Here is a 23,686-nt window from a genome sequence, read left to right as displayed (position 1 = left end):
CATGAGTGCCCAGGGTGGCCCCGCCAGAACAAAGGCGGCTTCGGGTAACGGACAGCAGCCGAAGCCGGCGAAACCCGAGATCTTCGACGCGGTCGAGGAGGGTAAGGAGACCTCGCCCGCGCAGGGCAGGCCCCTTCCCGCCAAGGAGGACCCCAAGCCTTCCCCGCCGCCGCCCCCTCCTCCGTCGTCACCGCCGCCTCCTGGTGGCAAGCCGCCGGAGGGCAACGAGACGGTTCGCCTCCGCCCGTCCCTGGCCACGGAGGCTCCGCCGCCGGCCCTCGAACTGACCAACAACAACAAGAAGAAGCCGAACGGCGGGGGCGGCGGCCGGTTGCCGCGCAAGGCCCATCTCGTCCTGCGCCGCGTCGAGCCGTGGTCGGCCATGAAGTTCAGCTTCGTGGTGTCCCTGGTCTGCTTCGTGGTGCTGTTCGTGGCCGTGGCCGTGCTCTATGGCGTGTTGTCGGCTTTGGGAGTGTTCGACTCGGTCGTCGACCTGGTCAACCAGCTCGGCCAGGGTGAGCAGGGGCAGAGCTCTATCCCGATCGACATCGCCTCGTGGTTCGAGCCGGTGCGGATCCTTGGCTACACCGCGCTGATCGGGGCGGTGAACGTGGTCCTGATCACGGCTCTCGCCACGTTGGGGGCGGTCATTTACAACATCGCCTCTGACCTGGTCGGGGGCGTTGAGGTGACGTTCAGCGAGGCGGAGTAGCCGTTTCGCGGACGGGTGCTCGCGCCGTACTGAGATGTGGGTACGGCGCGAGCAGCCTGCTGGAGGCGGTAAGCTTTTCTCTGTCCGAACAACCGGTTCGCCTCCGTTCTGCGGATGCGATACCGTTCGGTGTGCGCGGGGCTATAGCTCAGACGGTTAGAGCGCTTCCCTGATAAGGAAGAGGTCCCAGGTTCAAGTCCTGGTAGCCCCACACTTCAGAGGCTGTTTTCCGGAAATCGGAGGGCGGCCTTTTGCTTTGCCCGGCATCAGGTCGGTTGCCGGCGGAGCCGCCCGCTCCCCAGATGTCCCACAGCAGCGTTTCGAGCTTGTTCGGCGCGGCCAGGTCGACCCGGGTGTGCCACGAACCACTCCCCGTACATCGGTCCCTCTTCCGGGGGATGGAGACCGGACGTCGTCGGGTCCGCCCCGCCTGACCGGATCGCCTGCCATGCCTTGCCCGCAGCCAGGGAGTCGAAGTCGATCCGTCACCGCGTGGTCGCCGTCGGGGCCGAAGTGGTCGGCGAAGCCGATCCGCACGCGGGCGGGAATGCCCGCGTGACGGAGGAACGAGCAGTACAGGAGCGCGAAGTCGCGGTGCGGGGTCTCGGCCGATGATGGTCCGCAGAAGGTGGCTTCTTCCGGCCGCGAGATAGGTGTCAAAATCTGCCGCTCATTGTTCAGAAATTCTGTTTATGGCCAGGGGAGCACGGCTTCGCATTTGTCGTGGTCTTCGGATTCCACCGACTGGCAGGTATCCGTGCCCGTGTCGTAGTCGTATTCGCGGCTGTGGTCGATGCCCCAGCCGCCGACGAGCAGGTCGCCGTCCGCTCCGCCGTACAAATAGTCGTTGCCATAGGTCATGGCGCTGTCTTTGTAGTCGCCGTAGAGTTTGTCCACGCCTGAGCCGCCGTACAGCGTGTCGCTGCCGCCGTTGCCGTAGAGGGCGTCGCCGCCGCCGGGGCCGCCATTCAGGGTATTGTCCGCGTCGTTGCCGGTGAGGACGTCGGCGGAGCGTCCGCCGTAAATGTCTTCCACGTCGTTCGGGAGGTTCTCCTGTTCGCCGGCGATGCCGTCGTCGGCGACGTTGTTCAGGGAGGCCTGCACCCGCACCCCCTTGTCCGCGTAGCTCACCACGTCCCGGCCGCTGCCGCCGGCGTAGGTGTCGACGCCGATCCCGCCTCGCAGGTCGTCGTTGCCCGGGCCTCCGGTCAGGCCGTCGTTGCCGTCCGAGCCTTCCAGCAGGTCGCCGCTGTCGGCGCATTCCTGCGCGCAACCGCCGAAGAGCTTGTCGTTGCCGGTGTCCGGCCTTCCTTGGTTCGCGGCCAGGTCGTCGGGGCTGAGACCGCCATTGAGCCACTGCACTCCGGGGCCGCCGTAGATGACGTCGTTTCCGGAGCCGCCGTGAAGGCGGGCTTGCGTCTTATTGCTCGTGGGCAGCAGGTTGATGATCGTGTCGGCGCCTTCGTGGCCGTCGACGTCCAGACCTGTGGGGGTGCCGCTCAGCCCGCATTCGACCTCGTGGTCGGTGATGTCGATGCAGTCGCCGCCCGGCAGCGTCGGGTTGTTCGCATCGGCGATGCGCACCCGGCCGTAGGCGGCCGGGGTAATGGTGATGTGGTTGCTTTCGTAATTTCCGTCGACATTCAGCGTGTCCCCGACCACGCTGGCATAGGTCGCGGGCGGAGCCGCGGCGGCACCGGCGGTGATCGGCGAGGCTAACACCATTCCCGCCGCCAGTGCCGCCGCGCCGATTCCGCGCTTTGCTGTGGGGACGATGGGATTCATAAAGGCTCCGGTTGTTCAGGAATAAGCGGCCGAGGTAGGCGGATGTTATGGGGCCGCTCTTCCGTTTTTCTTCCGTCTATCGGATGAGGATGTCGCGTGCGGTGGTCGCGGCTGGGGTGCCGTTGCACAGCACGGCCTGCCCGGTGGAGATGAGGGCCGTTGAGCAGCCTTCGTTGTCGGTGACGGTCAGGGTCACCCGGAACGTGCCGGCTCGTGGGTAGGTGTGGGTGGCCCGGGGGCCGGCGGTGGTCAGGGAGGTGCCGTCGCCGAAGGTCCAGTGATGGCGCGCCACCTGTCCGTCCGGGTCGGTGGACGCCGACGCGTCGAAGGTCACCGTACGGCCGGCGACGACGCGGGGCGTGAAGCTCGCGACCGGGCCCTGGTCGGGCAGGACCGCGGCCGAGCCGTAGGCGGGGCCCACGCCGCCGGTGGGGAAGGGCGAGCCGGGCAGGGGCCGCATGGTTCCTGCGGCGTCGAGGCCGAACGCGCTGAGCGCGCCGTCCAATCCGTCGTCGCGGGGGTCGCCGGTGGAGGCGTAGAGGAAGCGTCCGTCCGGCAAGATGGTGATCCCGACCGGGCCGATGCCGGCCGGGAGCGGTGATCTCCGCACTGGCGTGAGTGCGCCGTCGGCGCCGACGGCGAAGCCTGACACCGCGCCGTCGCCGGGCGGGGTGCCGCCGGTTCCCGGGGCCGGGCTGGCCACGTAGACGAAACGTCCGTCGGGTGAGGCGATGATGCCCTCGGGGAAGGTCGGCACGGCGTACGGCGAGTGGGGCAGGGCGGTCAGCGCGCCGTCGGCGCCGATCGCGAAACCGTGAATTTCAGAGGTGTCGCTGCACGTCAGATAGAGGCGGCTGCCGTCGGGCACGATGGTCATGGCTCCGCAGAAGCGGCCCAGCCGGATCGGCGTTTCGATCTCGGTGAGGGTGCCGTCGGTCTTGATGGCGAAGGTGCTGATCGCGCCGATCGAGTTGAGCCGATCGGGGCCGGGATCGCCGTGACCGACGTACAGGAACCGGCCGTCGGGTGTCACCGCCACTCCTCGCGGATTGGCCACGCTGGTCTGGGTGGGAGAGCCGCTGAGCGGGCTGAGCCGGCCGCCGGGAGCGATCGCGAAACCGGCCACCGACCTGCTGAAGACATGGGCGACGTACAGGAAGCGCCCGCCCGGTGTCACGACGATGCCCAACGGGGTGTCTCCGCCGGTCGGGACGGTGGCCTGCGGGATCAGCCGGCCCTGCGGCCCTATCTTGTAGGCCGAGATCGTGCCGTTTCCCGCGTTGGACGCGTAGGCCAGACGGGCGTCCGGGGTCAACGCCATCTGACGGACTCCCGGGCCCGCGGTCACGCGGTCGCCGGTCAGGATCGGGCGTCCGGTGGCCGCGTCGACGACGAACCTGGAGATGTCGGAGCTTTCGCTGTTGGTCACGTACACGGCGCGCTCGCCCGCGGGTGCCGGTTCCGGCTGAGTCAGCGTCCCCGCGACCAGCAGCGCGGTGACGGACAGCAGACGGAGGCCTTGATGATGTCTCAACTTCTGTCCTCTTCTTCAGTCGGCGGGACTCCACCACATAGGCGTTCCATCGCGTTCCCTGATGTCCGCCAAATGTCCTGTCCGTACCACTTGCGATGCCTGCGCGTGGAGGGAAAGGTGCCTGTTGAAGGTAAGGAGCTGACTTATGTCCTCATCGGTGCTCTACATGTCGATGTCTCTCGACGGGTACATCGCGGCCCCTAACGACGGGCCGGACAATCCCGGCGGCGACGGCTTCGTACGGCTGCACGAGTGGGGTCTGACGCCCGACAAGGAGAAGCACCGGACGGACGGGGCGGCCGGGCGGTTCGCCGACGAATACCATGCGACCGGCGCGATCGTGGTGGGGCGGCGGACCGCGGAGCAGGTCGATCACTGGGGCGGCGAGCACCACGGCCGCAAGGCGCCGATCTTCGTGCTCAGCCACCGGCCGCCCGGCCCGTCGGTCGCGAACTATCCGCTGGTCACCTACGTGGCCGAGGGGATCGAGAGCGCGATGGCGCAGGCCAAGGCGGCCGCCGGGGATCGGGACGTGATGGTGCACGGCGCGTACACGGCTCAGCGGGCGCTTGAGGCAGGGGTGCTGGACGAGCTGCAGATCCACCAGGTCCCGGTGTTGTTCGGTGGCGGGCGCCGGCTGTTCGACGTGCTGCCGTTCCGGGTCGAGCTGGACATCGTGCGGGTCATCGACACGCCGGAGGCGACCCATATTCGCTACCGGGTCCGCCGCTGATTTCGGTCAGTTGGTGCAGTTCGCCGAGACCGTGACGTCGTAGATGTACCAGACGCTGCCGGGCGCCGCCCAGACGAGGTTCGACGTCGTGGTCCAGCCCGTGCAGGACACGCCCACGGCCAGGATCGCCGCGCGGGCCGCCTGGTGACCGGCCTGGATGGCCGCGCTGGAGGTCGCCCCACCGGCCTGGCGGGTCTCCGTGCGCGGCACCGGGTACGTCGGCGCCGGCGGTTGCGGGACGCAGGTGCCCGAGGCGGTGCCCTGGAAGACGTACGCCGAGCCGTCCGGAGCCGTGTAGACGTGGGTGGACGACGTGGTCACGTTCGGACATACCTCGCCCGCCTGGGCGGCCTGCCGGTTCAGCTCGGCGCGGGCGTTGGCCTCCGCGTTCGCCGCGCCGGCCGACCAGTTCGGGCCCCAGCCGCTCGACGTCGCGGTGCGATAGGTGTCGGCGTGCGCGGCCGGTGTGAGCACGGTCGCGGTGGCCGCCAGAGCGGTGCATAACGCGAGGACAGGACGGATGAGGCGGGGGCGGAGTGCCATGGGGGTCCCTCTTCACGGCCGGTGGCAGGGATCGTCACCATAGGACCGGCCGCGCGGAGAGCACCAGCAGCGCACCCGTTTCCGCAGGTGAGTGCCTGAAACTTTCAGGGTGTCGCGTCGCACGCCGGGTAGAGCGTGGAGACGCGTCGTTCGGTGGTGTGGATGTAGTCGTTAAGGGCCTGGCGGGAGCGGACGAGCGTGTCGATGTGGTCGTCCAGGCCGTGCAGGCGGGCGCGCAGGGTGTCGAGGAGGTCGGGGCAGGGTTCGAGGTCGGGGCCTGAGCCGGTGGCGCAGGGGAGGATGAAGCCGATCTCCGCCGTCGACAGGCCGGCTTCGAGCAGCCTTCTGATCTGGGTGACGGTCAGGATGGCGTCGCTGCCGTACTCGCGGTAGCCGTTGTTGCCGCGGGCCGGTTCGAGCAGGCCCTGGGACTCGTAGTAGCGCAGCTGGTGCGTGTGGACACCGGTGCGGCGGCTCAGTTCTCCGATCAGCACGCTGCGTTCTCCTTGACCTTCATATTGGTGTGAACGTTCATGATTCTGCCATCACCACCAAATCGCCTCTAGGGGGCACATGATGCAGAACAACACATCCGTGACGGTCATCGGGCTGGGTCTGATGGGGCAGGCGCTGGCCGGGGCGTTCCTGCGCGACGGGCATCCCACGACCGTGTGGAACCGGACGCCGGAGAAGGCCGGCGAGCTGGTCGCCCAGGGTGCGCGGCTCGCCGGCTCCGTCGAGGAGGCCGTCGAGGCCGGCTCGCTCGTGGTCGTGTGCGTGTCGGACTACGTGGCCGTGCGCGCGTTGCTCGATCCGGTCGGTACGGCGCTCGACGGCCGGGTGCTGGTCAACCTGACCTCGGGTACGTCGCAGGAGGCCAGGGAGAGCGGCGAGTGGGCGGCGCGGCTGGGGGCTTCGTACCTTGATGGGGCGATTCTGGCGGTCCCCGCGGCCATCGGCACGGCGGAAGCGTCGATCATCTACAGCGGGCCGGAGTCCGCTTTCGTGCCGGCGCTGCGGAGCCTAGGCACGGGAACCTACCTCGGCGCCGACCACGGCCTGGCGTCGCTGTACGACGTGGCCATGCTGGGGCTGATGTGGAGCATTCTGAACGGTTTCCTCCAGGGGGCCGCCCTGCTCGGCACGGCCGGTGTGGACGCCGCCACGTTCGCGCCGATCGCGAAGACGGGGATCGGGACCGTGGCGGGGTGGGTGGCCGACTACGCGCGGCAGATCGACGATGGCGCGTATCCGGCCATTGACTCCACTCTCGATACTCATCTGGGCGCGATGCGGCACCTCATCCACGAGAGCGAGATGCTCGGTGTCAACGCCGAACTGCCGAAGTTCGTCAAGGCGCTGGCCGATCGGGCCGTCGCGGACGGGCGCGGCGGGGATGGCTACGCGGCCCTGATCGAGCAGTTCCGCAAGGTGTGAGGACGGCTACCGCTTCGGCGCGACCGAGACGCCGCCGTCGGAGACGACGAAGGACACCCGGCCGTCCTTGACCGCCTGCCACATCACCGCGCCCTCGGGGCCGAGCACCTCGACCAGCGCCTTGATGGCCTCCATCTCGGTGCGGGCCTTCTCGTTCTTCGCCTTCTGCGCCGTGTTCTCCTCGACCGCCTGCTGGGCTGAGGCGAGCGCGTCGCGTACGCCCTGCGGCGGCTGCGGCTGCTGCAGGGTGACGGAGAAGCCGCCGAAGAAGCCCTCGCCGCCCTGCTCCTTGATGAACTGCGCCGCGTACGTGGCCACCGACTTCTCCCACTCCTGCTTGATCGTGGGATTGGAGAACAGGTCCTTCCAGCCGTACGCCTTCGCCGCCGCGTCCATCGCCCGGTCCAGCGGCTGGCCGATGTAGACGCCGAGCAGCCGGTTCCAGCCCTCGTCCTCGTACGCCTTGAACTTCAGCCCGATCTGCTCGTGGAACTTGCGCAGCGTCCCGCAGTCCGTGGTCAGGCTGAAGGTGGCGACGCCGGAGACGGTCATCTCCAGGTTGTCCTTGGTGACGACGGTGAGCGGCTTGGACTCGGCGGAGTCCTTGTTGGCGAACTCGAACGTACGCTGCCCGTTCGGGTAGACGAAGCCCTGGTCGCCAGGCCCGGACACGTCGCGGGAGCCGGGGTCGATGCAGTTCTGGAACGTGGTGTCGGAGAACATGCCCGCGTCGTAGACGATGCCCTTCTGGTCGGGCTGCGGGGTGGTGATCGAACAGCCGGTGGCCATGGTGGCGGCGAGCAGGCAGGCGGGCAGGGCGATGCGCTTCACAGGGGGGCTCTTTCGCTGGTAAATGAGTGGACGTAGCTGATGGGGGCGGTCTAGCCTCGCGCGGGCATACGTTTCAGCCACGTGAAGAGGTGCATTGTATGACGGTCCTGGCGCGTGTGGTCGGTTCTGTCCGGCCGCGATCCGTACGTACCGCGTCTTCGACCATAAGGAACTTCAGAAGTGGATCTTCCACGTAGCTTCACCATTCGCGAGAGCAGTCACCGCGTTCTCAACCCCTTCACCACCGGCAAGCTCGCCACCCTCGGCCGCGCGCTGGCGCTGCCGCCCGGCACCCGGATGCTCGACCTCGCCTGCGGCAAGGGCGAGATGTTGTGCACCTGGGCGCGCGACCATCAGGTGACGGGCGTCGGTGTCGACGTCAGCACCGTGTTCACCGCGGCGGCGCGGGAACGGGCCGCGGAGCTGGGCGTCGGTGATCGGGTCACGTTCGTGCACGGCGACGCGTCGGCGTACGTGTCCGGCGAGCCGGTCGACGTCGCGTCGTGTGTGGGCGCGACCTGGATCGGCGGCAGCGTAGCCGGCACCCTCGACCTGCTCGGGCGCAGCCTCCGGCCGGGCGGGACGGCGCTGGTCGGGGAGCCCTTCTGGCGCCTCGACCCGCCCGACCAGGCCACTGTCGAAGGTTGCCACATGAGCGCCAAGGACGAGCTGCGGTCCCTGCCGGGGCTGCTCGAGTCGTTCGGGGAGCTCGGCTGGGACGTCGTGGAGATGGTCCTGGCCGATCAGGACAGCTGGGACAGATACGCGGCCGCCCAGTGGCTGAACCTGCGGCGCTGGCTCGACGCGAACCCCGACGACGAGCTCGCCGGGGAACTGCGTGCCGAGCTGACGGCGGCGCCGGTGCGGCATGCCAGGTATCAGCGCGAGTATCTCGGTTGGGGCGTCTTCGCCCTCATGAGGCGCTGACGCTGAGTGCGCGTCCCGGCCCTGGTGGGCCGGGGCGCGCGCACCATTCGAGGAATTTTGATGTGTCGCGCCGCCCCGTGGGAGCGTCGATATCGTGCTGACCCGTGAGAGTGAGACGAGGGTGTACGCGGCCGGCCGTCGTCGTGGGGGCGGCGGTGGTCGCGGCGCTCGCGGGGATGCCCGGGCCCGCGCAGGCGGCCGAGAACTACGGCGAGTACTCGCGGTTCGGCGAGCGCAGCGCGGGCCAGCACTGGGCCGATGGCCAGGCGGCGGGGCAGTGGACGTGGAAGCCGTTGTCGTCCACGTCCTCGGAGATCAGCTGGGGCGACCCGAAGACGTGGCCGCCGTCGTACGCCGAGAAGTTCGTCCACAGTGGTGACTGGCTCACGCTGGACGGGTGGCGGGACAACGGCACGTACTACACCGTTCGGGTCACGAAGGAGCAGATCGGCGACGCCAAGTGCGGAAATTTGCGGACTTTCGCCACCTCCGGGCCTCAGCACTACGTGAAGTGGGACATTCCTTCGACGGGGTACTGCCTGAAGGCGTGGGGGACGATCACTGAGCAGTCCTCCGGGAAGGTCGTCGACTTCGGGCACACCCAGATCTGGTCGCCGCCCGCGCCCTGCTCCAACCGCTACCTCGGTGGTCAGACCTGCATCAAGCAGTGGGAATCCTGGTGGGACAACAACGGCAGTCCGGGCAAGCCGATCGCCAGGAAGCTCGAACGCGACCAGTACATCGCGCGGGGCAAGGGGATGGCTTTCAAGATCCACCAGTACTTCCCGAAGGAGTGGAAGTCTGAGGCGAAGTCGTACTGGAACTGGTGATCTTCGCGTAACCCTCCGGTTACGCTGATCGTCATGGTCATCTGGCTGAACGGTACGTTCGGGGCGGGCAAGACGAGCACCGCCAAAGAGCTCGTCCCGCTCGTTCCAGATGCTCGCTACTTCGATCCCGAGCAGGTCGGCTACATGCTGACGACCGTGTCCAACCTGCCGCGGCTCGGGAACTTCCAGCACTGGAAGCCGTGGCGCCACCTCGTCGTGGAGACCGCGGCGCAGCTCCTCGACTATGTGGGCGGGGTGCTGGTGATGCCGCAGACCGTCCTGTTCGAGGAGTACTGGCGGGAGATCCGCGACGGGCTGGAGAGTGCGGGCATTCCCGTACGGCTCTTCGTGCTGCACACCGATCAGGACACGCTCGTCCGGCGCATCGAGCCGGACGCTGAGGCGGTCGGCAATTGGCGGCTGGAGCACCTGGCGGCGTACCAGGAGGCTTTCGCCTGGTTGAGCCGGGAGGGCGAGGTCGTGGACACGACCGGCCTGCTGCCGGAGGAGGTGGCCCGCCACATCGCGGGCCTCGTTATCCGTCCTTCATCCACAGGGTGTGGGTAACAGGGCCCGCCGCTCGCGGCTGTGTGGTAAGGCGGGGTTCGGCATTGCCGGGGGATGGGGTTCCGAGGGTGTCGGAGTGTGGTATTGGCGGCGGGGATGGCCTCCTTGTTAGTGGTCCTGAGCTGGGGAAACGTTCGGATGGGGCGGGGTGGCTCAGGGATCGGGCCGACGGGTCTTCGCGGGCGTCGTTCGCGGGCTCTGGAGCGGGTGGCCGCAGGGGTTATCCCAAGAAGTTATCCACAGGGTGGGGGAGTTATCCACAGTTGTGGAATCAGGGGGCGGTGGACGGCTGCGGAGCCGCGATGATGACGTCGTGGTGGACGACGGTGGCGCTGTAGGTCAGGAGGGCGGCTTGGGCGTCCGGTTCGACGACGGCCGTGTCGAGGTCTTCGCCGGCGAAGCTCCTGATGGCGTCGAGAGATGCCCAGAAGGTGATGACCTGGATGTCGACCTGTTCGGCGGCGGGGTGTTGGAGGAGATACGCGCCTTGGTGGCCGGTGATCTTCTGGAGCTCGGGGAGGACCGCTTCCGTGAAGTGCCGCCGGTAGGCGTCGGCACCCGACGGGGTGGCGGTGGCGTGCCAGATTCTAGCGATCATGCTGGGCTCCTTCGGGGGTCTGGTGGATCGCGGGCTCGGGGGTCTCGCGCAGGAGCAGCAGGAGGAGGGCGGGGAGGGCGGCCAGGGTCGTCATCAGGATCACGGCGCCTGTCAGGTCGCCGGTTACCAGCAGGGGAGTGATCAGGGCGGCGCCGATGGGCGGGGTCGCCTGCATCATCGTACGGAAGACGCTGAAGACGCGGCCGCGCTGGGAGGGCGGGATGCGTTCCATGCGCAGCGACTGGGCCCAGACGGTCATGGGCGCGCTGAACGTGCCGATGATCAGGAAGCCCGCAGCCACCGGGAGCACTTCCGGGGTGGCGAGGACGGCGAGGAAGCCTGCGGCCGCCACCAGCTCGACCAGGGCGATCGCTGTCAGCCTGCCGATTCTGGGGCGCCAGGCTCCGGCCGCGAAACCGCCGAGGAGTTCGCCGGCCGACAGGGCGGCCATGAGGAGCGACAGGGTGGCGCCGTTTCCCGGGAGGTGCTCCTTGGCCAGCCAGGGGGCGACGACCATGGTCATCGCGCCTTCGGCGATGTTGAACGCCATGAAGGCGAGCGTCGTGCCGATGAGGATCTTGTCGCGGAAGACGGGGGTGGGGCTCTTGGGCGGGGTCGACGGGTGTGGCCGGTGGCGCATGGGCTTGCGAATGAGGCGGACGGTGATGGCGAAGCAGGCGTACGTGGCGGCGTCCAGGGCCAGGATGGCCTCTGGGCCGAGGGCGTGCAGGAGGGGGGCCGCCGCGGTGAAGCCGATGATGCCCGACAAGGAGTAGCTCACGGATTCCAGGGCGTTGGCGGCGTCGCGTTCCCCGGGGGTTACGAGGTCGGGGATGGCGGCGGGGACGGCGGCCATCGGGATCATTTTCAGCAGGCCGTACAGGGCCGCGACGAGGAAGGGGAGCCAGGTCGGGACGGTTGCCACCACGGCCGCGAACGGGATGGAGGCCACTGCCAGGCCGCGCAGGACGCTGTCGGCGATCAGTGCTGTCCGCTTGTCGAAACGGTCGAGGAGCGGGCCCGCGGCCAGGCCGCCGATCAGGACGGGGGCGGTGTAGCAGATGGCCAGCAGACCGAGGCGCGCGGTGCCGTCGGGCTGGGCCAGGACGAGCCAGGACAGGGCGATGAACGTCATGCTGTCGCCCATCACGGAGATGGACGAACCCAGCCAGAGGTGGCGGAAGTCTCGCCTGGACTTGAGAAGGGACAGGTAGGTCGACACGGGATCGGGTCCTTGAGGGGTGGATGGATGGGTGCGCGTTGGGGGGCGATGAGGGCAGGTGGGTTCCGCGTGTGCGGGCTCGGGGCAACTCTGGGTGGGGCAACTCTGGGTCGAGGCAGTGCGGGTCAGAGGAGCCCTCGGACGTTGGGGCAGTGCGGCGGTCCGGGTGTGATCAGGTGGTGCATCGCGTAGGAGCGCCACGGGCGCCAGCGGTGTGCCTGCTGCGCCGTGAGTCCCAGGCGGTGGAGTCCTTCCTGGACGGCAGGGTCGGCGGGCAGGAAGACGTCGGGGTCGCCGAAGGCTCTCATGCGGATCCTGGCGATGGTGTCCTCTTGGATGCCCGGCAAGGTGCGGAGGTCGCGTTCGGCCTGGTCGCGGTCGGCCTCTGGGCCCAGGTTGACGGTGCCGGTGGTCAACGCCGTGGCCATGGCGGTGATCGGGGGTGGCAGGTCCGGATCGGTCAGGGTGTGCATGAGCGGGAAGGCGTGGATGCCGTGTACGGGGGTGCCGTAGGTGTGGATCAGGTGGGTCAGGAGGGTTTTGCCGGCGGGGGTCTCCTCGTTGGCGATCGCTCGTATCGCCATTTCGGCCGGGTCGACGGTGCCGGGGACGCGTCTGCCGGGGGTGGCCATGACCGAGTCGGCCAGGTGGGGGTCTTGGGTGAGGTGGTCGGCGATGTCCCGGGGGTCGGCGTCCAGGTCGAGGAGGCGGCGGCAGCGGCGTACGGCGGCGGCGAGGTCTTTGTAGTCGTCCAGCCGCAGTTCGCAGGAGACGTACGCCTTTGCCGGGCGGAGGGTGACGAGGCCCAGGCCGTGCGGGAGGGTCAGGGCGCGGCGGTAGGAGGTGGTCGTGGCCTCCTCCAGGCCGGGGATGGCGCGTTCGGCCAGGTAGGCGAACAGGTAGGTCAGATCGATTGGCGGTCGGTAGGCCAGGCGCAGGTGGAGCACGCCGGGAGGGTGGTTCGCGGGGCGGGAGCCACGCAGGGCGGTGGGCGTCGTGCCGTACACCTTGCGGAGGGTGTCGTTGAACTGGCGAATCGTGGAGAAACCGGCTGCGAACGCTATCTCGCTCGCCGGGAGATCCGTGGTCTCCAGGAGCGTTCTGGCGTTGGCGGCCCGTTGGGCGCGGGCCAGGGCCTGCGGGCCCGCGCCCAGGTCGGTGGTGAGCTGGCGGCGGAGCTGGCGTTCGCTGTAGCCGAGCTTGGCTGCCAGGCCGCCGACGCCCTCGCGGTCCACCAGGCCGTCGGCGATCAGCTGCATCGCGCGGCCGGTGACGTCGGCTCGGACGTTCCATTCGGGGGAGCCGGGGGTGGTGTCGGGGCGGCAACGCTTACAGGCGCGGAACCCCGCTTCCAGGGCCGCTGCCGAGGATCGGTAGAAGCGCACGTTCTCCCGCTTGGGCAGGGCGGCCGGGCAGCTTGGGCGGCAGTAGACGCCGGTGGTCACGACGGCGACGAAGAACCGGCCGTCGAAGCGGCCGTCCCGGCTTCTGAGCACGGCGTAGGTGTCTTCGTCTGCGAGCATGCCGCCTACTCTTCCGGCTCTCCCAGCGCGGTCACTAGTGACGATCGGCCATCAAGTGAGTCTTTGCGGCTGGCTCGAGCTCGGAGACAGGAAGGGAAATCCGGGAGCAGTCGGTGGTGGGGGTGCTCGTGAGAGGCAGGGGCGGCCGGTGGTGGGGCGCCTGTGGAAGGCCAGGGGTCGTCCGCGGTAGGGACGCCTGCGAGGGGAGCGAAGGGCGGTCCGTGGTGAGGTGCGCGCGAGGAGCCCGGACGGTGCGTGGGTTGATGCGCTTGTGGGGGGTCGGGGTGGTCAGTGTCGTGGTGCTGGGAGGGGGTTGGGCTGGCCCGTCATGGGGACGGGTCCGCGAGTCCGTGACAGGTAGGGATCGTCTGTGGAGGGCTGCCTGAGAGGGTCGGGGGCGGTCCATGAGGGAAGGCGCCCGCGAGGGCCGGGGGTGGTCCGTGAGGGGAAGGTGCCGGTGAGGGGGTGCGACCCGTTCGTGAGGGAACGCGCTCGCGAGGGGCGAGAGGTCGTTCGTGGTGGGAGGGGTCGCGGAATTTGGGGCGTTCCTCGTGGGAGAGGGCTGCGAAGGGCTGGGGTGTTTGGGGTGGGAAGGAGTCGCTAAGAGCTGGGTGTTTGGGGTGGGGGGCTAGTCGAGTCGGAGAGTGAGGACTTCGGCTAGGGCGGCGATGGAGGTTCTGGCGGAGCGGATGCGCCTGGTCTGGGTTTCGTCGGCCCAGTCGAGTCGTAGCCCTTCCGCTGCCAGCTCGTCGAAGGCGGTGAACGCGGCGAGTTGCTGCCGGATGACCTTCGACCAGGCGTCGTCCTCGATCCGGTAGTAGACGTTCCGCTCCCCGGCCTTGCGGATCCGGTGGATGAGCTTGATGGACATCAGCAGATGCAGGTTCGTCGTCAGGGACGCGCGGCTGGCGCCGATGGCCTGCGCTATCTCGCCGGCGGTCTGTTCCGGCGGGTCGCAGACCATGAGCCAGCCCAGGACACGACCGGGGATCGGGGCCAGGCCCCACTCGTCCGAGACGAACGTCGCCACCCGCTCGACCCAGGCACGTACCTGCTCTGGCTCGGGACTCATGCGGTCAACGTGACCGTTTCATTCCAAACTGAAACCATTGGCATCGGCAAGAATGCGCCTGCGTTGCTGCTCCAGAGCCCCCGCGTCCCTGGGCAGGTCGCGTGAGGCGAGCCCGGCGGCCACGCGGTCGCGGAACTCGACCGGCCGCTGATCGTCGTACTTGAACTTGGCCCGCACGTCCACCACGGACAACCGCAGCCCCCGGATGGCCGACAACATCTTGTGGTACGGCCCCTCGTCGGCGGCCATCAGTCCATGGTCGCCATCGGGCTGGTGATGGGCGAGCTGGCGGCGCAGGATGTCGGCCTTGCCCTCCCGGGAGTCCACGATCTCGGCCCGGCAGATGAGCTGCACGGAGGCGTAGTAGCTGGTCGGTACGCCGGTCGCGCGCCAGCCGCTGGGAATGTAGGCGTAGTCGTCGTGCACGCTCACGACGGCCACGGGGTTGGCGTCCAGCGCCGTCCAGATCGGGTTCGGCCTGGCCAGGTGCAGCACGATCTCCTCCCCTTCGAACAGGAAATGCGTCGGCACCACCACCGGCGCGGCGCCGTCCACGCCGTTGACCGCGATCTGGCCGAAGTCACGCGTACGCAGCCAGCTCCGCCACTCGTCCTCGTCCCGGGCCGCATCCCATGGGTTAATAAGCACACAAACCTCTTTGTATTAGTACATAATGTGTATTGTGCAAGAAACATACATGGTCACCGGCGTGACGGCCAGTGAGATAGCGGCCGGTGTCGAGGTCGCCGTGTCGGAGGGGCGGCTGTCACCAGGGACGATGCTGCCCCCGGTGCGCGAGGTGGCCGCCCGGACGGGGGTGAGCCCGACCACGGCGGCGGCGGCGTACCGGCTGCTTCGTGAACGTGGGGTGGTGGAGACCGCCGGGCGGCGGGGCACCCGCGTCAGGCCCCGGCCTGCCAGCACGTTCAGGGAGGAGATTCGCATCGAGGTGCCGCCGGGGGTGCGTGACCTGTCCAAGGGCAACCCCGACCCCCGCCTGCTGCCGCCCCTGCACGAGGCCCTGGCCGCGGCGGCGCGGGCGCATGAGGAGCGGCCCGCCATGTACGGCACCGGTGATGATGAGGAGCTGCTCGCTCTGGCCGGGGAGCGGCTGCGGGCCGATGGCGTACCGGCCGCGCCGTTGGCGATCACTTCGGGCACCCTTGACGCGGTCGAGCGCGTGTTGACCACCTACCTGCGTCCCGGTGACGCCATCGCCGTGGAGGATCCGGGCTGGACCGCGCTGCTCGACCTGGTCGCCGTTCTCGGGCTGCGGCCCGTGCCGATGCGGCTCGACGATGAGGGGCCGCTGCCGGACGAGCTCGCGCGGGCCCTGCGGATCGGTGTTCGGGCCGTGGTGATCACCGCTCGGGCCCAGAACCCCACTGGTGCGGCCGTTTCCGGTGAGCGGGCGGAGGCGCTGAGGGCGGTGCTGGAGGTGTATCCGGAGGTGCTGCTGATCGAGGACGATCATGGGTCGGGGTTCGTGGACCTGCCGCTGCATCCGTTGGCGGAGGTCACGAAGCGGTGGATACTCACCCGTTCCACGGCCAAGGCGTTCGGGCCTGACCTGCGGCTGGCTCTGATCACCGGGGATCCGGTCACGCTGGGCCGGTTGCGCGGACGGCAGCGGCTGGCCGCCGGGTGGGTGAGCCACCTGCTGCAGCGTGCCGTGGCCCACCTGTGGGGGACGGGGGCGGTGGATACGGCGGCGGTGGCGGCGGCGTACGGGGAGCGCCGGGATGGCCTGGTCACGGCGTTGGCCGGGCGGGGCGTTCTGGCCCATGGCCGTAGCGGGCTGAACGTGTGGATTCCCGTTGCGGACGAGAGCACCGCCATCACCCGGCTGCTGGCCCGTGGCTGGGCCTGCGCGCCTGGTGCCCGCAACCGCATCGGCACGTCGCCGGCGCTGCGGCTGACGATCTCCTCCTTGGGTCGGGAGGAGATCGACCTGCTCGCCGGCGACGTCGCCGAAGCCCTCCGGCCGGCGGCTGGTGGTCGGTACGGATAGCCCTCAATTCCGTACATGACTTTCCTTCTCGTCCTATCCCGCCGCACTTCGGCGCGGTCCTTTCGAAGAGGAAGAGGGGGAGGCGGTGTGTCCGCCGCGTGAGGCGGAGGCGGTCCGGCTGGTTGGCCTGCGGTGTGAGGGGAGGTCGTGCGCCTGGCTCGCCTGCCCCGTGTGGAGGAGAGCGGGTGGAGGTGGTTCGGCCGGTTCGTCTGCGGCGTGGGGCGGGGGTTGTGCGGCCGGTTCGCCTGCCGCGTGAGGGGCAGGTGAACCGGCCGGACCGCCTTGCACGGCAGGCGGATCGGCCGGTTCGCCGTGGTTGTTCGGCACGTGGGGCCGGGTGCGGTCAGGTCAGCAGGGTTTCGCCGATCCAGCCGCCGGGGGCGCAGCCTGGTGGGATGGCGAAGACGGCTGAGCCGATTGCGGTGATCCACTCGTTGAGCAGGTCGCCCTCGGCCAGCAACCGCTGGATGGGGACGAACTGCCGGGCGATGTCCGCCTGGTAGGAGGCGAACAGCAGGCCGGAGTCCGACTCCCCGTCCGCCGTGAGGCCCTCGTCGTAGTTGTAGGGCCGCCGCAGGATGCGCTGTCCGGGGTCGGCCACGTGAGCGCGCCTGATGTGGGCGAACTCCGAAATGACCGGAAAACCGAGCCGGTTCTTCCTCTCGTAGTCGGGTGTGTCGCGCTCGGCCGTACCCGTGAGCGGTGCGCCCGTGTCCAGCCGGCGGCCGATGGTGAACTCCCTGGCCACCCGGTCGGCGGCGTCCCAGGTCTCCAGCCGCATCCGGATCCGGCGCAGCACCATCGTGGTGCCGCCGCGCAGCGCGCCCTGGCCGATCCACACGGCTCGGTCCAGGTCGACAGGGTTGACCGTGCCTTCGAGCTGCCCCATCAGGTTGCGCCGGTTGCCACTGTGGAACCCGCGCTGCGTCCACCGCACCCGGGCGAAGGACCGCGTGTCCTTCACGATCATCCGTACGGCGTGCGCCACGGTCAGCGCGTCGTCGGCGCACACCTGGACGAGCAGGTCACCCCCGCTCCACCGCTGCTCCAGCCGGTCGGTACGGAACGCGGGCAGCGGGGCGACCGGCGAGTCCACCCCGGCCGCCTCGAACAGCCCGGGCCCGAACCCGAACGTGACCGTGAGCCGGGCCGGCGTCGCGGCCAGCTCGGGCTCGGTGTCGGCCAGCGCGGGCCGCCCCTGGGTGAGCCGGGCCGCGTCGTCCGTCAGGAGCTGGAGCAGCCGGACGATCGCCTCCTTACGCGTACCTCGTCGCAGGTCGAAGCCGAGAAAGACCGCGTGCGCCTGCAGTGCGGTGGCCACCCCGGCCTGGTGCGTACCGTGAAAAGGCTCGACCGGCGGGGTCTCGCGGCGCGCGAGGGCGCCGGCCGCGGCGGCGGCGCCCCCGGTGATCAGCCCTCTACGGCTGATCACTTGTGCCCCGGCTGGTAGTCCTCCTCGCCACCGGCGAAGTCCTTGCCGACGGCGGTGAACTCCAGTGGCTCGCCACCCTGGACCTGCAGCGTGAACGGGATCCTGGCCCCCGGCTGCACCTTCTCCGTGACCTTCATCAGCATGATGTGGTCACCGCCCGGCTGGAGCTGGTGGGTGCCGCGCGCGGGAACGACGAAACCGCCCTTCTTGGGCCGCATGACCATCTTGCCGCCGGACTCGACCACCTCGTGCAGTTCGACGACGGAGGACAGGGGCGTGCTGCCGGACACGATCGTGATCGGAGCGTCACCGTTGTTGACCAGCGTGCCGAACGCGGCGGTCATCCCCTCCTTGGTGGTCTTCACCCAGGGGTCGGTGATGGTGAGAGCGACAGAAGCGGAAACGGACGGCGAAGGGGCGACCGCAGGGGCGGCGGTGCCGCAGCCGGTCAGGGCCACGACGGCGGCCGCGAGCACGAGGGCATGACGAGAGAACATGGGAATGCCTTTCTTCCACCCGGCATGCCAAAAGGTCCCTGCCGGGCGGCGGGGGTCGTCAGAAGAGGGAGAACGTCAGGTGACGACGGCCCGCGGCGGGCCCCTCCTGCTGACGACGTGCCGCAACACGGCCGAGCGCGGCACGCGCGGCTCGGCCGTCCACAGGGGTGTGGAGAAAGGAGTCGTGAGCAGCGGCAGCCAGATGACCAGCAGCCGCACGGCCAGACGGCGCAGCAGCGCCCAGAACGCGGCCTCACCGCGCGTCAGCCACAGCGCGGTCAGCCCGACCGCCCACGCGTGCGTGATGAGCATGCCCAGGCCGGGCACGAGCCCCGAATGGAGGTGGCCGGCCATCTGGGCGGGCGAGGCGGCGTGGGAGAGCGAGAACAGCAGGTGCAGGACCACCTGCAGCCCGGCGAGCAGCGGCAGGATGACCGCGATCGACCGCTCGCGCCCGGCCAGCGGGTACGCGGCCCCGAACGCCAGCCCGAGCGCCCCCAGCATGGCCGGAGCCGGTACGGAGGCGCCTCCCAGCATGTGCGCCGCAACGCCCAGCCCCAGACACACCACGGCGAAGACCGTGGTGCGGGCAAGACGGAACGACGACGCCATCCGCCTAGCATTCCACGCCATCCGGGCGGTCCGGGCGGCAATCCTGCTTCACGTGAAACCTTGCCGGTACGGGGGTTCCGCGCGCCGCGTGGGCCAGCACGCCCAGTGCCGCCACGACCAGTACCGACAGCCCGGCCAGCGTCGCCGCCCGCCAGCCGCCGTCCATCGTCCCGAAGCCGTCCAGCGTCCCGAAGAACATCGCCCCGGTGATCGACCCGCCGAGCACTCCCCCGGCCTCCTGTACGGTTCCGAGCACCCCGGCCGCCGCCCCCGTCCGCTCCGGCCGTACCCCGGACAGGACCGAGGAGAGCAGCGGCGACATCACCAGCCCCATCCCGGCCCCCGTCACCAGCAGCGCCAGCGCCACCCGCGACGGCGTGGCCGCGCCCGCGACCACGTGACAGAGCAGCGCAAGCCCGAGCACCAGCACCAGCGCCCCGGAGCGATGGGGACGCAGGGAGGCCACGAGGAAGCCGGCGTTCAGCGCGGTGCACACGACACCGGCGGCGAGCGGGCCGAGGCCGAGCCCTTCCTGCAGGTAGAGGGCGAGCACGAACGACAGCCCCGCCGACGTGCCGAACAGCAGCCCCACCGCCACCAGCCCCCAGGTGAACGCCCTGTCCCTGAACACGTCCAGGTCGAGCAGCGGTACGCGGCCGGTGGCGGCCAGGCGCCGCTGACGTCGTACGAAGGCGCCCAGGATCGGCGCGGCGGCGGCCAGGCAGCACCACGTCCACCAGGGCCAGCCCTGTTCGCGCCCCTCCACCAGCGGCAGCACGACGGCCACGAGCCCGGCCGCGACGAGCCCCGCGCCGGCCAGGTCGAGATCCCGGCCCGAGGTCCCGCCGCCGCGGGGGAGCAGCCGCCCGAGCACCGCCAGCGCCGCCACGCCGACGGGTACGTTGACCAGGAAGCAGGCCCGCCAGCCCAGTCCTAAGGGATCGGCGGCCACCAGCAGCCCGCCGAGCACCTGGCCGCTCACACCGGCCAGGCCGACGGCGGTGCCGTACCAGCCGAAGGCCCTGGCCCGGTCGGCGCCCTGGTAGAGCAGGCCGAGCAGGGTGAGGACCTGCGGCGCCAGCAGCGCGGCCGCCACGCCCTGCGCGACCCTGGCCGTCACGAGCATGCCGGGGGAGTCCGCCAGCCCGCACGCCGCCGAGGCCAGCGTGAACAGCGCCAGCCCGGCGGCGAACACCCGCCGGTGCCCGAAGAGGTCACCCAGCCGTCCCGAGACGATCAGGCCGGCGGCGTAGGCGAGCCCGTACCCGGCGATCACGAACTGGACGTCGGCGTCGCTCGCCCGCAGGCCGGCGCGGATCGAGGGGACGGCCAGGTTCGCGACGTAGAAGTCGAGCGTGGTCACGAAGACCGCGACCAGCAGTACGGGCAGGGCCGCCCAGCGGGCAGTCATGAGGGCTCCAAGGAAGGCGGGGGACGGGCGGTGGGAGAACACCGCCGGACGCCGGGCGGTTGACCTCACCTTGGAGCCGGGCCGTTTCGATCCCCTGCGGATCCGCTACGGATCACCGCATAATCGAGGCTGATGCCGAAATTTCAGGACTATGCCGCAGCCATCGCACCGGTCATCAACGCCGCCCACGTCAACGTGCACGCGGCAGCCGCCAGAGCCGTCGCCGAGCTGGCCGAGACGTCGGGGGTGACCCTGGGGCTCCTGGTCGACCTGCGGTTCGCGTTCCCGCTGACGCGCGCCGCGCTGTCCATCATCTACCGGTACGGCGAGCCTCCCGGCCTCCAGGAGCACCTGCGTGAGGGCACCCTGACGGAGGACGACGGGACACTGCGGCTGACCGGCAAGGGGCTGGAGTTCGTGCACCGGCTGTACGACCTGCACGCCGCCGCCATCGAGCGCGTCTGGGCGGGCGGCGACCTGCCGGGGCTGGCCGCGCTGACGGGCCGGGTGCTCGACGCGGCCGAGCGCGTGCCGGGTGGCGCGCTGGAGCTGGTGGCGCCGCCGTACGAGCCGGAGGGGGCGACGCCCGGGCTGCTGCTGTTCAACCGGCTCGCGGTGCTCCGCTACCACCGCGCCGACGCGCACGCGGTGGCCTGGCAGGCGGAAGGGCTGTCCGCGGCCGAGATCGTCGGCCTGACGGACAAGCCCCTCCGCGCCAGGATCGAGGCGGAGACCGACCGGCGGGCGGCGGCGCCGTACCGGGTCCTGACCGCGGGGGAGCGGGAGACCCTGTACGACGGCCTGATGAAACTGATCTAAAGCGCCGCCAGCAAACGGCCCACCTGCGTGCGGTCGTTCACGCCTAGCTTGTCGTAGGCGGCCTGCAGATGGTTGGCCGCCGTCCGGGTCGACAGCGTGAGCCGGTTGGCGATCTGCCGGTTCGTGAGCCCCGCCGCCGCCAACTGGACGATCTCCCGCTGCCGCGGCGTGAGCTCCGGCGTGGCCAGCTCGACCAGCGCCGGCGTCGTGATGCCAGGACAGCGCTTGGCCAGCGCCCACGCCCTGGTCCGCGCCCCCCTCGCCAGGGTGCCCCGGCCCGCGTCCCGGTGCGCGGCCGCCTCCTGGGCGGTGGCCTCGGCCGCGTACAGCAGCATGCCCAGCCGCTCGAACTCGGCCGCCACCGCCCGCAGCTCGCCCGGATCCCCCGCGGCCCGTTCGTGCCGGGCGAGCAGCGTCACCAGCGGCCCCTCCATCTGCCCGGCCAGCGCGGCGAGCCGCTCGGACGGAGCCCCGAGCCGCACGAGGTCGTGCAGCGCGAACATGAGACTGCCGCGCATCTCGTGCCGCTCCGCGTGCTCCGCCGCCGTCAGGCACAGGCGTACGGCCTCGTCCAGGTCGCCGCCCGCCGCCGCCACCCAGACCGCGGCGTGCAGCACGTGCTGGCGGGTGAACGCCCACCTGGCGGTCAGCTCCACCGCCTCGGCCAGCGACTCCTCAGCCTCGGACGGCCGGCCCAGCAGCGCCAGCGCGTGCGCGTGCTCGGCCAGGCAACGCCCCACATACGGCTCCCCCGCCGGCAACCTGGCCATGTCGTCCCGGCACCAGCGCACCGCCGCGACGGCGTCCCCCCGCAACCTGTCCACCATCGCCCGGTACGCCCCGAACCCGGTCACCGACAGCTCGGCGGCGGGCAGCCCCATGCCGCGCTCCGCGCTCCGCGCCGCCTCCTCCAGCCGGCCGGAGAACACCTGCGCGGCGCAGAGCGCGTCCAGGAAGGTCGGCAGCGCGTGCGGCGCCTCGTGCTGCCAGTCGTCCACGGTCGCGAGGGTCGCCGCGGCGACGGCGAGGCTGCGCTCGGTACGCCCGGCGTACGCGTCCACCCACGCCCCCAGGGACGCCGCGTGCGCCGCGCCCCGCGAGGTCATCGGCTCGCACGCCCGCGCGCTGGCCAGCGCCTTCGCCGCCCCGCTCAGCCGTCCGGCGAAGCAGTCCGTCACGGCTCGGTACACGTACGCCTCCTGCCTCCAGACCGGATCGGTCAGCGTCCGCACGGCCAGGTCGAGCACGTGGCACGCCTCGGCGTCCGCGCCCGCCCAGGCCAGGTTGACCCCCAGGCTGTAGGCGTGCTGGGCGCGCTCGCTCTCGGTGGCCGTGTCCATGGTCGCCTGCCGCAGCGCGGTCAGCGCCGAGTCCGCGTCGCCCATCACCATGAGCACCTCACCGAGCACCGCGACCGCCGTCACGCCCGCGCCCGCGTCGATCGCGGCCCTGGCCAGCCGCGCGGCCAGCCGGGGGTCCTGACGGCCCCAGGCCAGCTTGGCGGCCGAGGTGAGCATCGCGGGATCGGTGACTGAGCCGCTGTCCAGCCGCCACACGGCCGCCCGCAACTCGTCCTCGCGCCGCCGCAGCCCGGTGGCCTCCAGCGCCTCGGCCAGCATCCGCAGCCTCCGGCGTGCCCGCAGCGTGCCGCAGTCGCGGCGTACCACCTCGCCGTAGAGCGGATGCCCGAGCCGCAGGTGCTCCCGGCGGCCGTCGTCCACGGTCAGGACGAGGCCGCGGGCCTCCATGCGCTCGACCGCGTGGACCGAGGTCAGCGCCGCGAGTAGCTCGGTGCCCAGCGGCTCCCCGAAGGCCACCAGCTCCAGCGCCTCGCGTTCGTCCTGGTCGAGGTGGCCGATCCGGTCGCCCACCAGCTCGCGCAGCCTGGTGGTCATGGACAGCTCGCCCCGCCAGTGCCACCGGCCGTCCCGCTCGGCCAGGCAGCCGGAGGTGCGTCCGGCGTGCACGATCTCGCGCAGGTACAGCAGGTTGCCCTCGCTGACCCTGGCCAGGTGCCGTACGGTCTCCCCCGCCACCTCGCCGCCGAGCGCACCCGCGAGCACCTCGCCGACCTCGGCCACGGTCAGCGACGGCAGCTCGATCCGTTCGAGCAGCTCGTCCTTCCACAGCGCGGTCACCGGATCGGGCTGCGGCTCCCCCGACCTGATCGTCACCAGCAGCCGCGCGTCACCGCTCTCCGCCAGGTAGTGCACCAGCGCCGCCGACGCCGGGTCGAGCCGGTGCGCGTCGTCCACGCTCACCAGCAGCTCGCTGTCCCGTGCCCGCTCGCGCAGGTGCCGCGCCGCCCAGCGCAGCAGGTTCTCGCCGCCGCGCGGCGGCCCCGTCAGTACGTGCGCGAACGCGCCGAACGGAATCATCGAGGCGGTCTCCGTGCCCAGCGCGCGCACGACCGCGTACTCCGGCTGCCCGGCCAGTGCCTGCGCCGCCAGCCTGCTCTTACCCACACCCGCCGAACCCGCGATCAGCATGCCGGCTCCTGACCGCAGCGCTTCTCGCACGGCAGTGAGCGGCCCCCCTCGCCCGACGAACGGCCAATTTCTCCCCTGCTCGCCCATCGTGCCTCCTTTCA

At 70.4% G+C, this 23,686-nt stretch carries 24 protein-coding genes and 1 tRNA gene; 9 read left to right on the top strand and 16 right to left on the bottom strand.

The features are described from left to right. Position 1: 1 nt before the first annotated feature. Complete coding sequence (locus C4V41_RS18330; RefSeq protein WP_103957079.1) at positions 2–712, top strand: DUF3566 domain-containing protein; 711 nt, start codon at positions 2–4, stop codon at positions 710–712. A 137-nt stretch (positions 713–849) separates the two neighbouring features. Then, positions 850–923: transfer RNA gene (locus tag C4V41_RS18325), tRNA-Ile, on the top strand. Here C4V41_RS18325 and C4V41_RS66130 read toward each other — a convergent pair. The 3 genes from C4V41_RS66130 to C4V41_RS18310 form a co-directional block, all read right to left on the bottom strand. Next, on the bottom strand, positions 905–1,372 hold the full coding sequence (locus C4V41_RS66130) for a transglutaminase domain-containing protein (RefSeq protein WP_200824058.1): 468 nt from the start codon (positions 1,370–1,372) through the stop codon (positions 905–907). The two genes, C4V41_RS18325 and C4V41_RS66130, sit on opposite strands and share 19 nt — an antisense overlap. 30 nt (positions 1,373–1,402) lie before the next feature. After that, positions 1,403–2,497 carry a calcium-binding protein gene (locus C4V41_RS18315; protein ID WP_103957078.1) on the bottom strand — a complete coding sequence of 365 codons (1,095 nt, stop codon included), beginning with the start codon at positions 2,495–2,497 and terminating at the stop codon, positions 1,403–1,405. Between the two features lie 76 nt (positions 2,498–2,573). Continuing rightward, a complete protein-coding gene (locus C4V41_RS18310; RefSeq protein WP_103957077.1) occupies positions 2,574–4,031 on the bottom strand; it encodes a beta-propeller fold lactonase family protein in 1,458 nt (485 codons plus the stop codon). Between the two features lie 145 nt (positions 4,032–4,176). Between C4V41_RS18310 and C4V41_RS18305 the strand changes: the two genes are divergently transcribed. Then, complete coding sequence (locus C4V41_RS18305) at positions 4,177–4,764, top strand: dihydrofolate reductase family protein (RefSeq protein WP_103957076.1); 588 nt, start codon at positions 4,177–4,179, stop codon at positions 4,762–4,764. A gap of 6 nt (positions 4,765–4,770) precedes the next feature. Here the strand turns inward: C4V41_RS18305 and C4V41_RS18300 are convergent, their stop codons facing one another. Together C4V41_RS18300 and C4V41_RS18295 are read right to left on the bottom strand one after the other, a co-directional pair. Then, positions 4,771–5,307, bottom strand: a complete 537-nt coding sequence (locus C4V41_RS18300; RefSeq protein ID WP_103957075.1) for a hypothetical protein — start codon at positions 5,305–5,307, stop codon at positions 4,771–4,773. 104 nt (positions 5,308–5,411) lie between these two features. After that, entirely contained in the window at positions 5,412–5,801 is a 390-nt protein-coding gene (locus C4V41_RS18295) for a MerR family transcriptional regulator (RefSeq protein WP_103957074.1), read from the bottom strand. A gap of 79 nt (positions 5,802–5,880) precedes the next feature. Between C4V41_RS18295 and C4V41_RS18290 the strand changes: the two genes are divergently transcribed. Next, positions 5,881–6,744, top strand: coding sequence for an NAD(P)-dependent oxidoreductase (locus tag C4V41_RS18290; protein WP_235030204.1), 864 nt, complete (start codon positions 5,881–5,883; stop codon positions 6,742–6,744). Between the two features lie 6 nt (positions 6,745–6,750). On the opposite strand, the gene C4V41_RS18285 is transcribed toward C4V41_RS18290, so the two are convergent. Further along, positions 6,751–7,575 (bottom strand): SPFH domain-containing protein, encoded by an 825-nt coding sequence (locus tag C4V41_RS18285; protein ID WP_235030203.1) that lies wholly within the window; start codon positions 7,573–7,575, stop codon positions 6,751–6,753. Positions 7,576–7,755: 180 nt separating this feature from the next. Between C4V41_RS18285 and C4V41_RS18280 the strand changes: the two genes are divergently transcribed. The 3 genes from C4V41_RS18280 to C4V41_RS18270 all read left to right on the top strand — a co-directional run bounded on the left by C4V41_RS18280 (position 7,756) and on the right by C4V41_RS18270 (position 9,899). Then, entirely contained in the window at positions 7,756–8,502 is a 747-nt protein-coding gene (locus C4V41_RS18280; RefSeq protein ID WP_103957073.1) for an SAM-dependent methyltransferase, read from the top strand. Positions 8,503–8,606: 104 nt separating this feature from the next. Further along, positions 8,607–9,332, top strand: a complete 726-nt coding sequence (locus C4V41_RS18275) for a hypothetical protein (protein ID WP_200824057.1) — start codon at positions 8,607–8,609, stop codon at positions 9,330–9,332. Positions 9,333–9,365: 33 nt separating this feature from the next. Continuing rightward, positions 9,366–9,899 (top strand): DEAD/DEAH box helicase family protein, encoded by a 534-nt coding sequence (locus tag C4V41_RS18270; RefSeq protein WP_103957072.1) that lies wholly within the window; start codon positions 9,366–9,368, stop codon positions 9,897–9,899. A 271-nt stretch (positions 9,900–10,170) separates the two neighbouring features. Here the strand turns inward: C4V41_RS18270 and C4V41_RS18265 are convergent, their stop codons facing one another. From C4V41_RS18265 to C4V41_RS18245, 5 genes are all read right to left on the bottom strand, one after another. Next, entirely contained in the window at positions 10,171–10,497 is a 327-nt protein-coding gene (locus C4V41_RS18265) for an antibiotic biosynthesis monooxygenase (protein ID WP_103957071.1), read from the bottom strand. Further along, the gene (locus C4V41_RS18260) at positions 10,487–11,719 is read right to left on the bottom strand and encodes an MFS transporter (RefSeq protein ID WP_103957070.1); all 1,233 of its coding nucleotides are present in this window, start codon (positions 11,717–11,719) and stop codon (positions 10,487–10,489) included. The genes C4V41_RS18265 and C4V41_RS18260 overlap by 11 nt, the downstream gene beginning before the upstream one ends. Before the next feature lie 125 nt (positions 11,720–11,844). Then, positions 11,845–13,242, bottom strand: a complete 1,398-nt coding sequence (locus tag C4V41_RS18255; protein WP_103957069.1) for a DNA-3-methyladenine glycosylase 2 family protein — start codon at positions 13,240–13,242, stop codon at positions 11,845–11,847. A 628-nt stretch (positions 13,243–13,870) separates the two neighbouring features. After that, positions 13,871–14,314, bottom strand: a complete 444-nt coding sequence (locus C4V41_RS18250; protein ID WP_103957068.1) for a GbsR/MarR family transcriptional regulator — start codon at positions 14,312–14,314, stop codon at positions 13,871–13,873. Positions 14,315–14,332: 18 nt separating this feature from the next. After that, on the bottom strand, positions 14,333–14,962 hold the full coding sequence (locus C4V41_RS18245; protein ID WP_103957067.1) for an FMN-binding negative transcriptional regulator: 630 nt from the start codon (positions 14,960–14,962) through the stop codon (positions 14,333–14,335). Between the two features lie 34 nt (positions 14,963–14,996). Here C4V41_RS18245 and C4V41_RS18240 point away from each other — a divergent pair, with 34 nt between their 5' ends. Further along, positions 14,997–16,325: an aminotransferase class I/II-fold pyridoxal phosphate-dependent enzyme gene (locus C4V41_RS18240; RefSeq protein ID WP_200824056.1), complete on the top strand. Its 1,329-nt coding sequence runs from the start codon at positions 14,997–14,999 to the stop codon at positions 16,323–16,325. A 343-nt stretch (positions 16,326–16,668) separates the two neighbouring features. On the opposite strand, the gene C4V41_RS18235 is transcribed toward C4V41_RS18240, so the two are convergent. The 4 genes from C4V41_RS18235 to C4V41_RS18220 all read right to left on the bottom strand — a co-directional run bounded on the left by C4V41_RS18235 (position 16,669) and on the right by C4V41_RS18220 (position 20,277). Beyond that, complete coding sequence (locus C4V41_RS18235; protein ID WP_200824055.1) at positions 16,669–17,757, bottom strand: Dyp-type peroxidase; 1,089 nt, start codon at positions 17,755–17,757, stop codon at positions 16,669–16,671. Next, positions 17,754–18,254 (bottom strand): copper chaperone PCu(A)C, encoded by a 501-nt coding sequence (locus tag C4V41_RS18230; RefSeq protein WP_103957065.1) that lies wholly within the window; start codon positions 18,252–18,254, stop codon positions 17,754–17,756. The genes C4V41_RS18235 and C4V41_RS18230 overlap by 4 nt, the downstream gene beginning before the upstream one ends. Positions 18,255–18,329: 75 nt before the next feature. Further along, the gene (locus C4V41_RS18225; protein WP_103957064.1) at positions 18,330–18,866 is read right to left on the bottom strand and encodes an MFS transporter; all 537 of its coding nucleotides are present in this window, start codon (positions 18,864–18,866) and stop codon (positions 18,330–18,332) included. Positions 18,867–18,870: 4 nt separating this feature from the next. Then, positions 18,871–20,277 carry an MFS transporter gene (locus tag C4V41_RS18220; RefSeq protein ID WP_103957063.1) on the bottom strand — a complete coding sequence of 469 codons (1,407 nt, stop codon included), beginning with the start codon at positions 20,275–20,277 and terminating at the stop codon, positions 18,871–18,873. Positions 20,278–20,409: 132 nt separating this feature from the next. On the opposite strand from C4V41_RS18220, the gene C4V41_RS18215 reads away from it, so the two are divergent. Then, positions 20,410–21,096, top strand: coding sequence for a hypothetical protein (locus C4V41_RS18215; RefSeq protein ID WP_103957062.1), 687 nt, complete (start codon positions 20,410–20,412; stop codon positions 21,094–21,096). Here the strand turns inward: C4V41_RS18215 and C4V41_RS18210 are convergent. Beyond that, entirely contained in the window at positions 21,093–23,585 is a 2,493-nt protein-coding gene (locus C4V41_RS18210) for a LuxR C-terminal-related transcriptional regulator (RefSeq protein WP_103957061.1), read from the bottom strand. The two genes, C4V41_RS18215 and C4V41_RS18210, sit on opposite strands and share 4 nt — an antisense overlap. Positions 23,586–23,686: the final 101 nt, after the last annotated feature.

This window comes from Nonomuraea solani, assembly GCF_900108335.1.
Classification (GTDB): Bacteria; Actinomycetota; Actinomycetes; order Streptosporangiales; family Streptosporangiaceae; genus Nonomuraea; species Nonomuraea solani.
The sequence above is the reverse complement of the archived record's forward strand: the minus strand, read 5'-3'. Positions and strand labels throughout refer to the sequence as shown.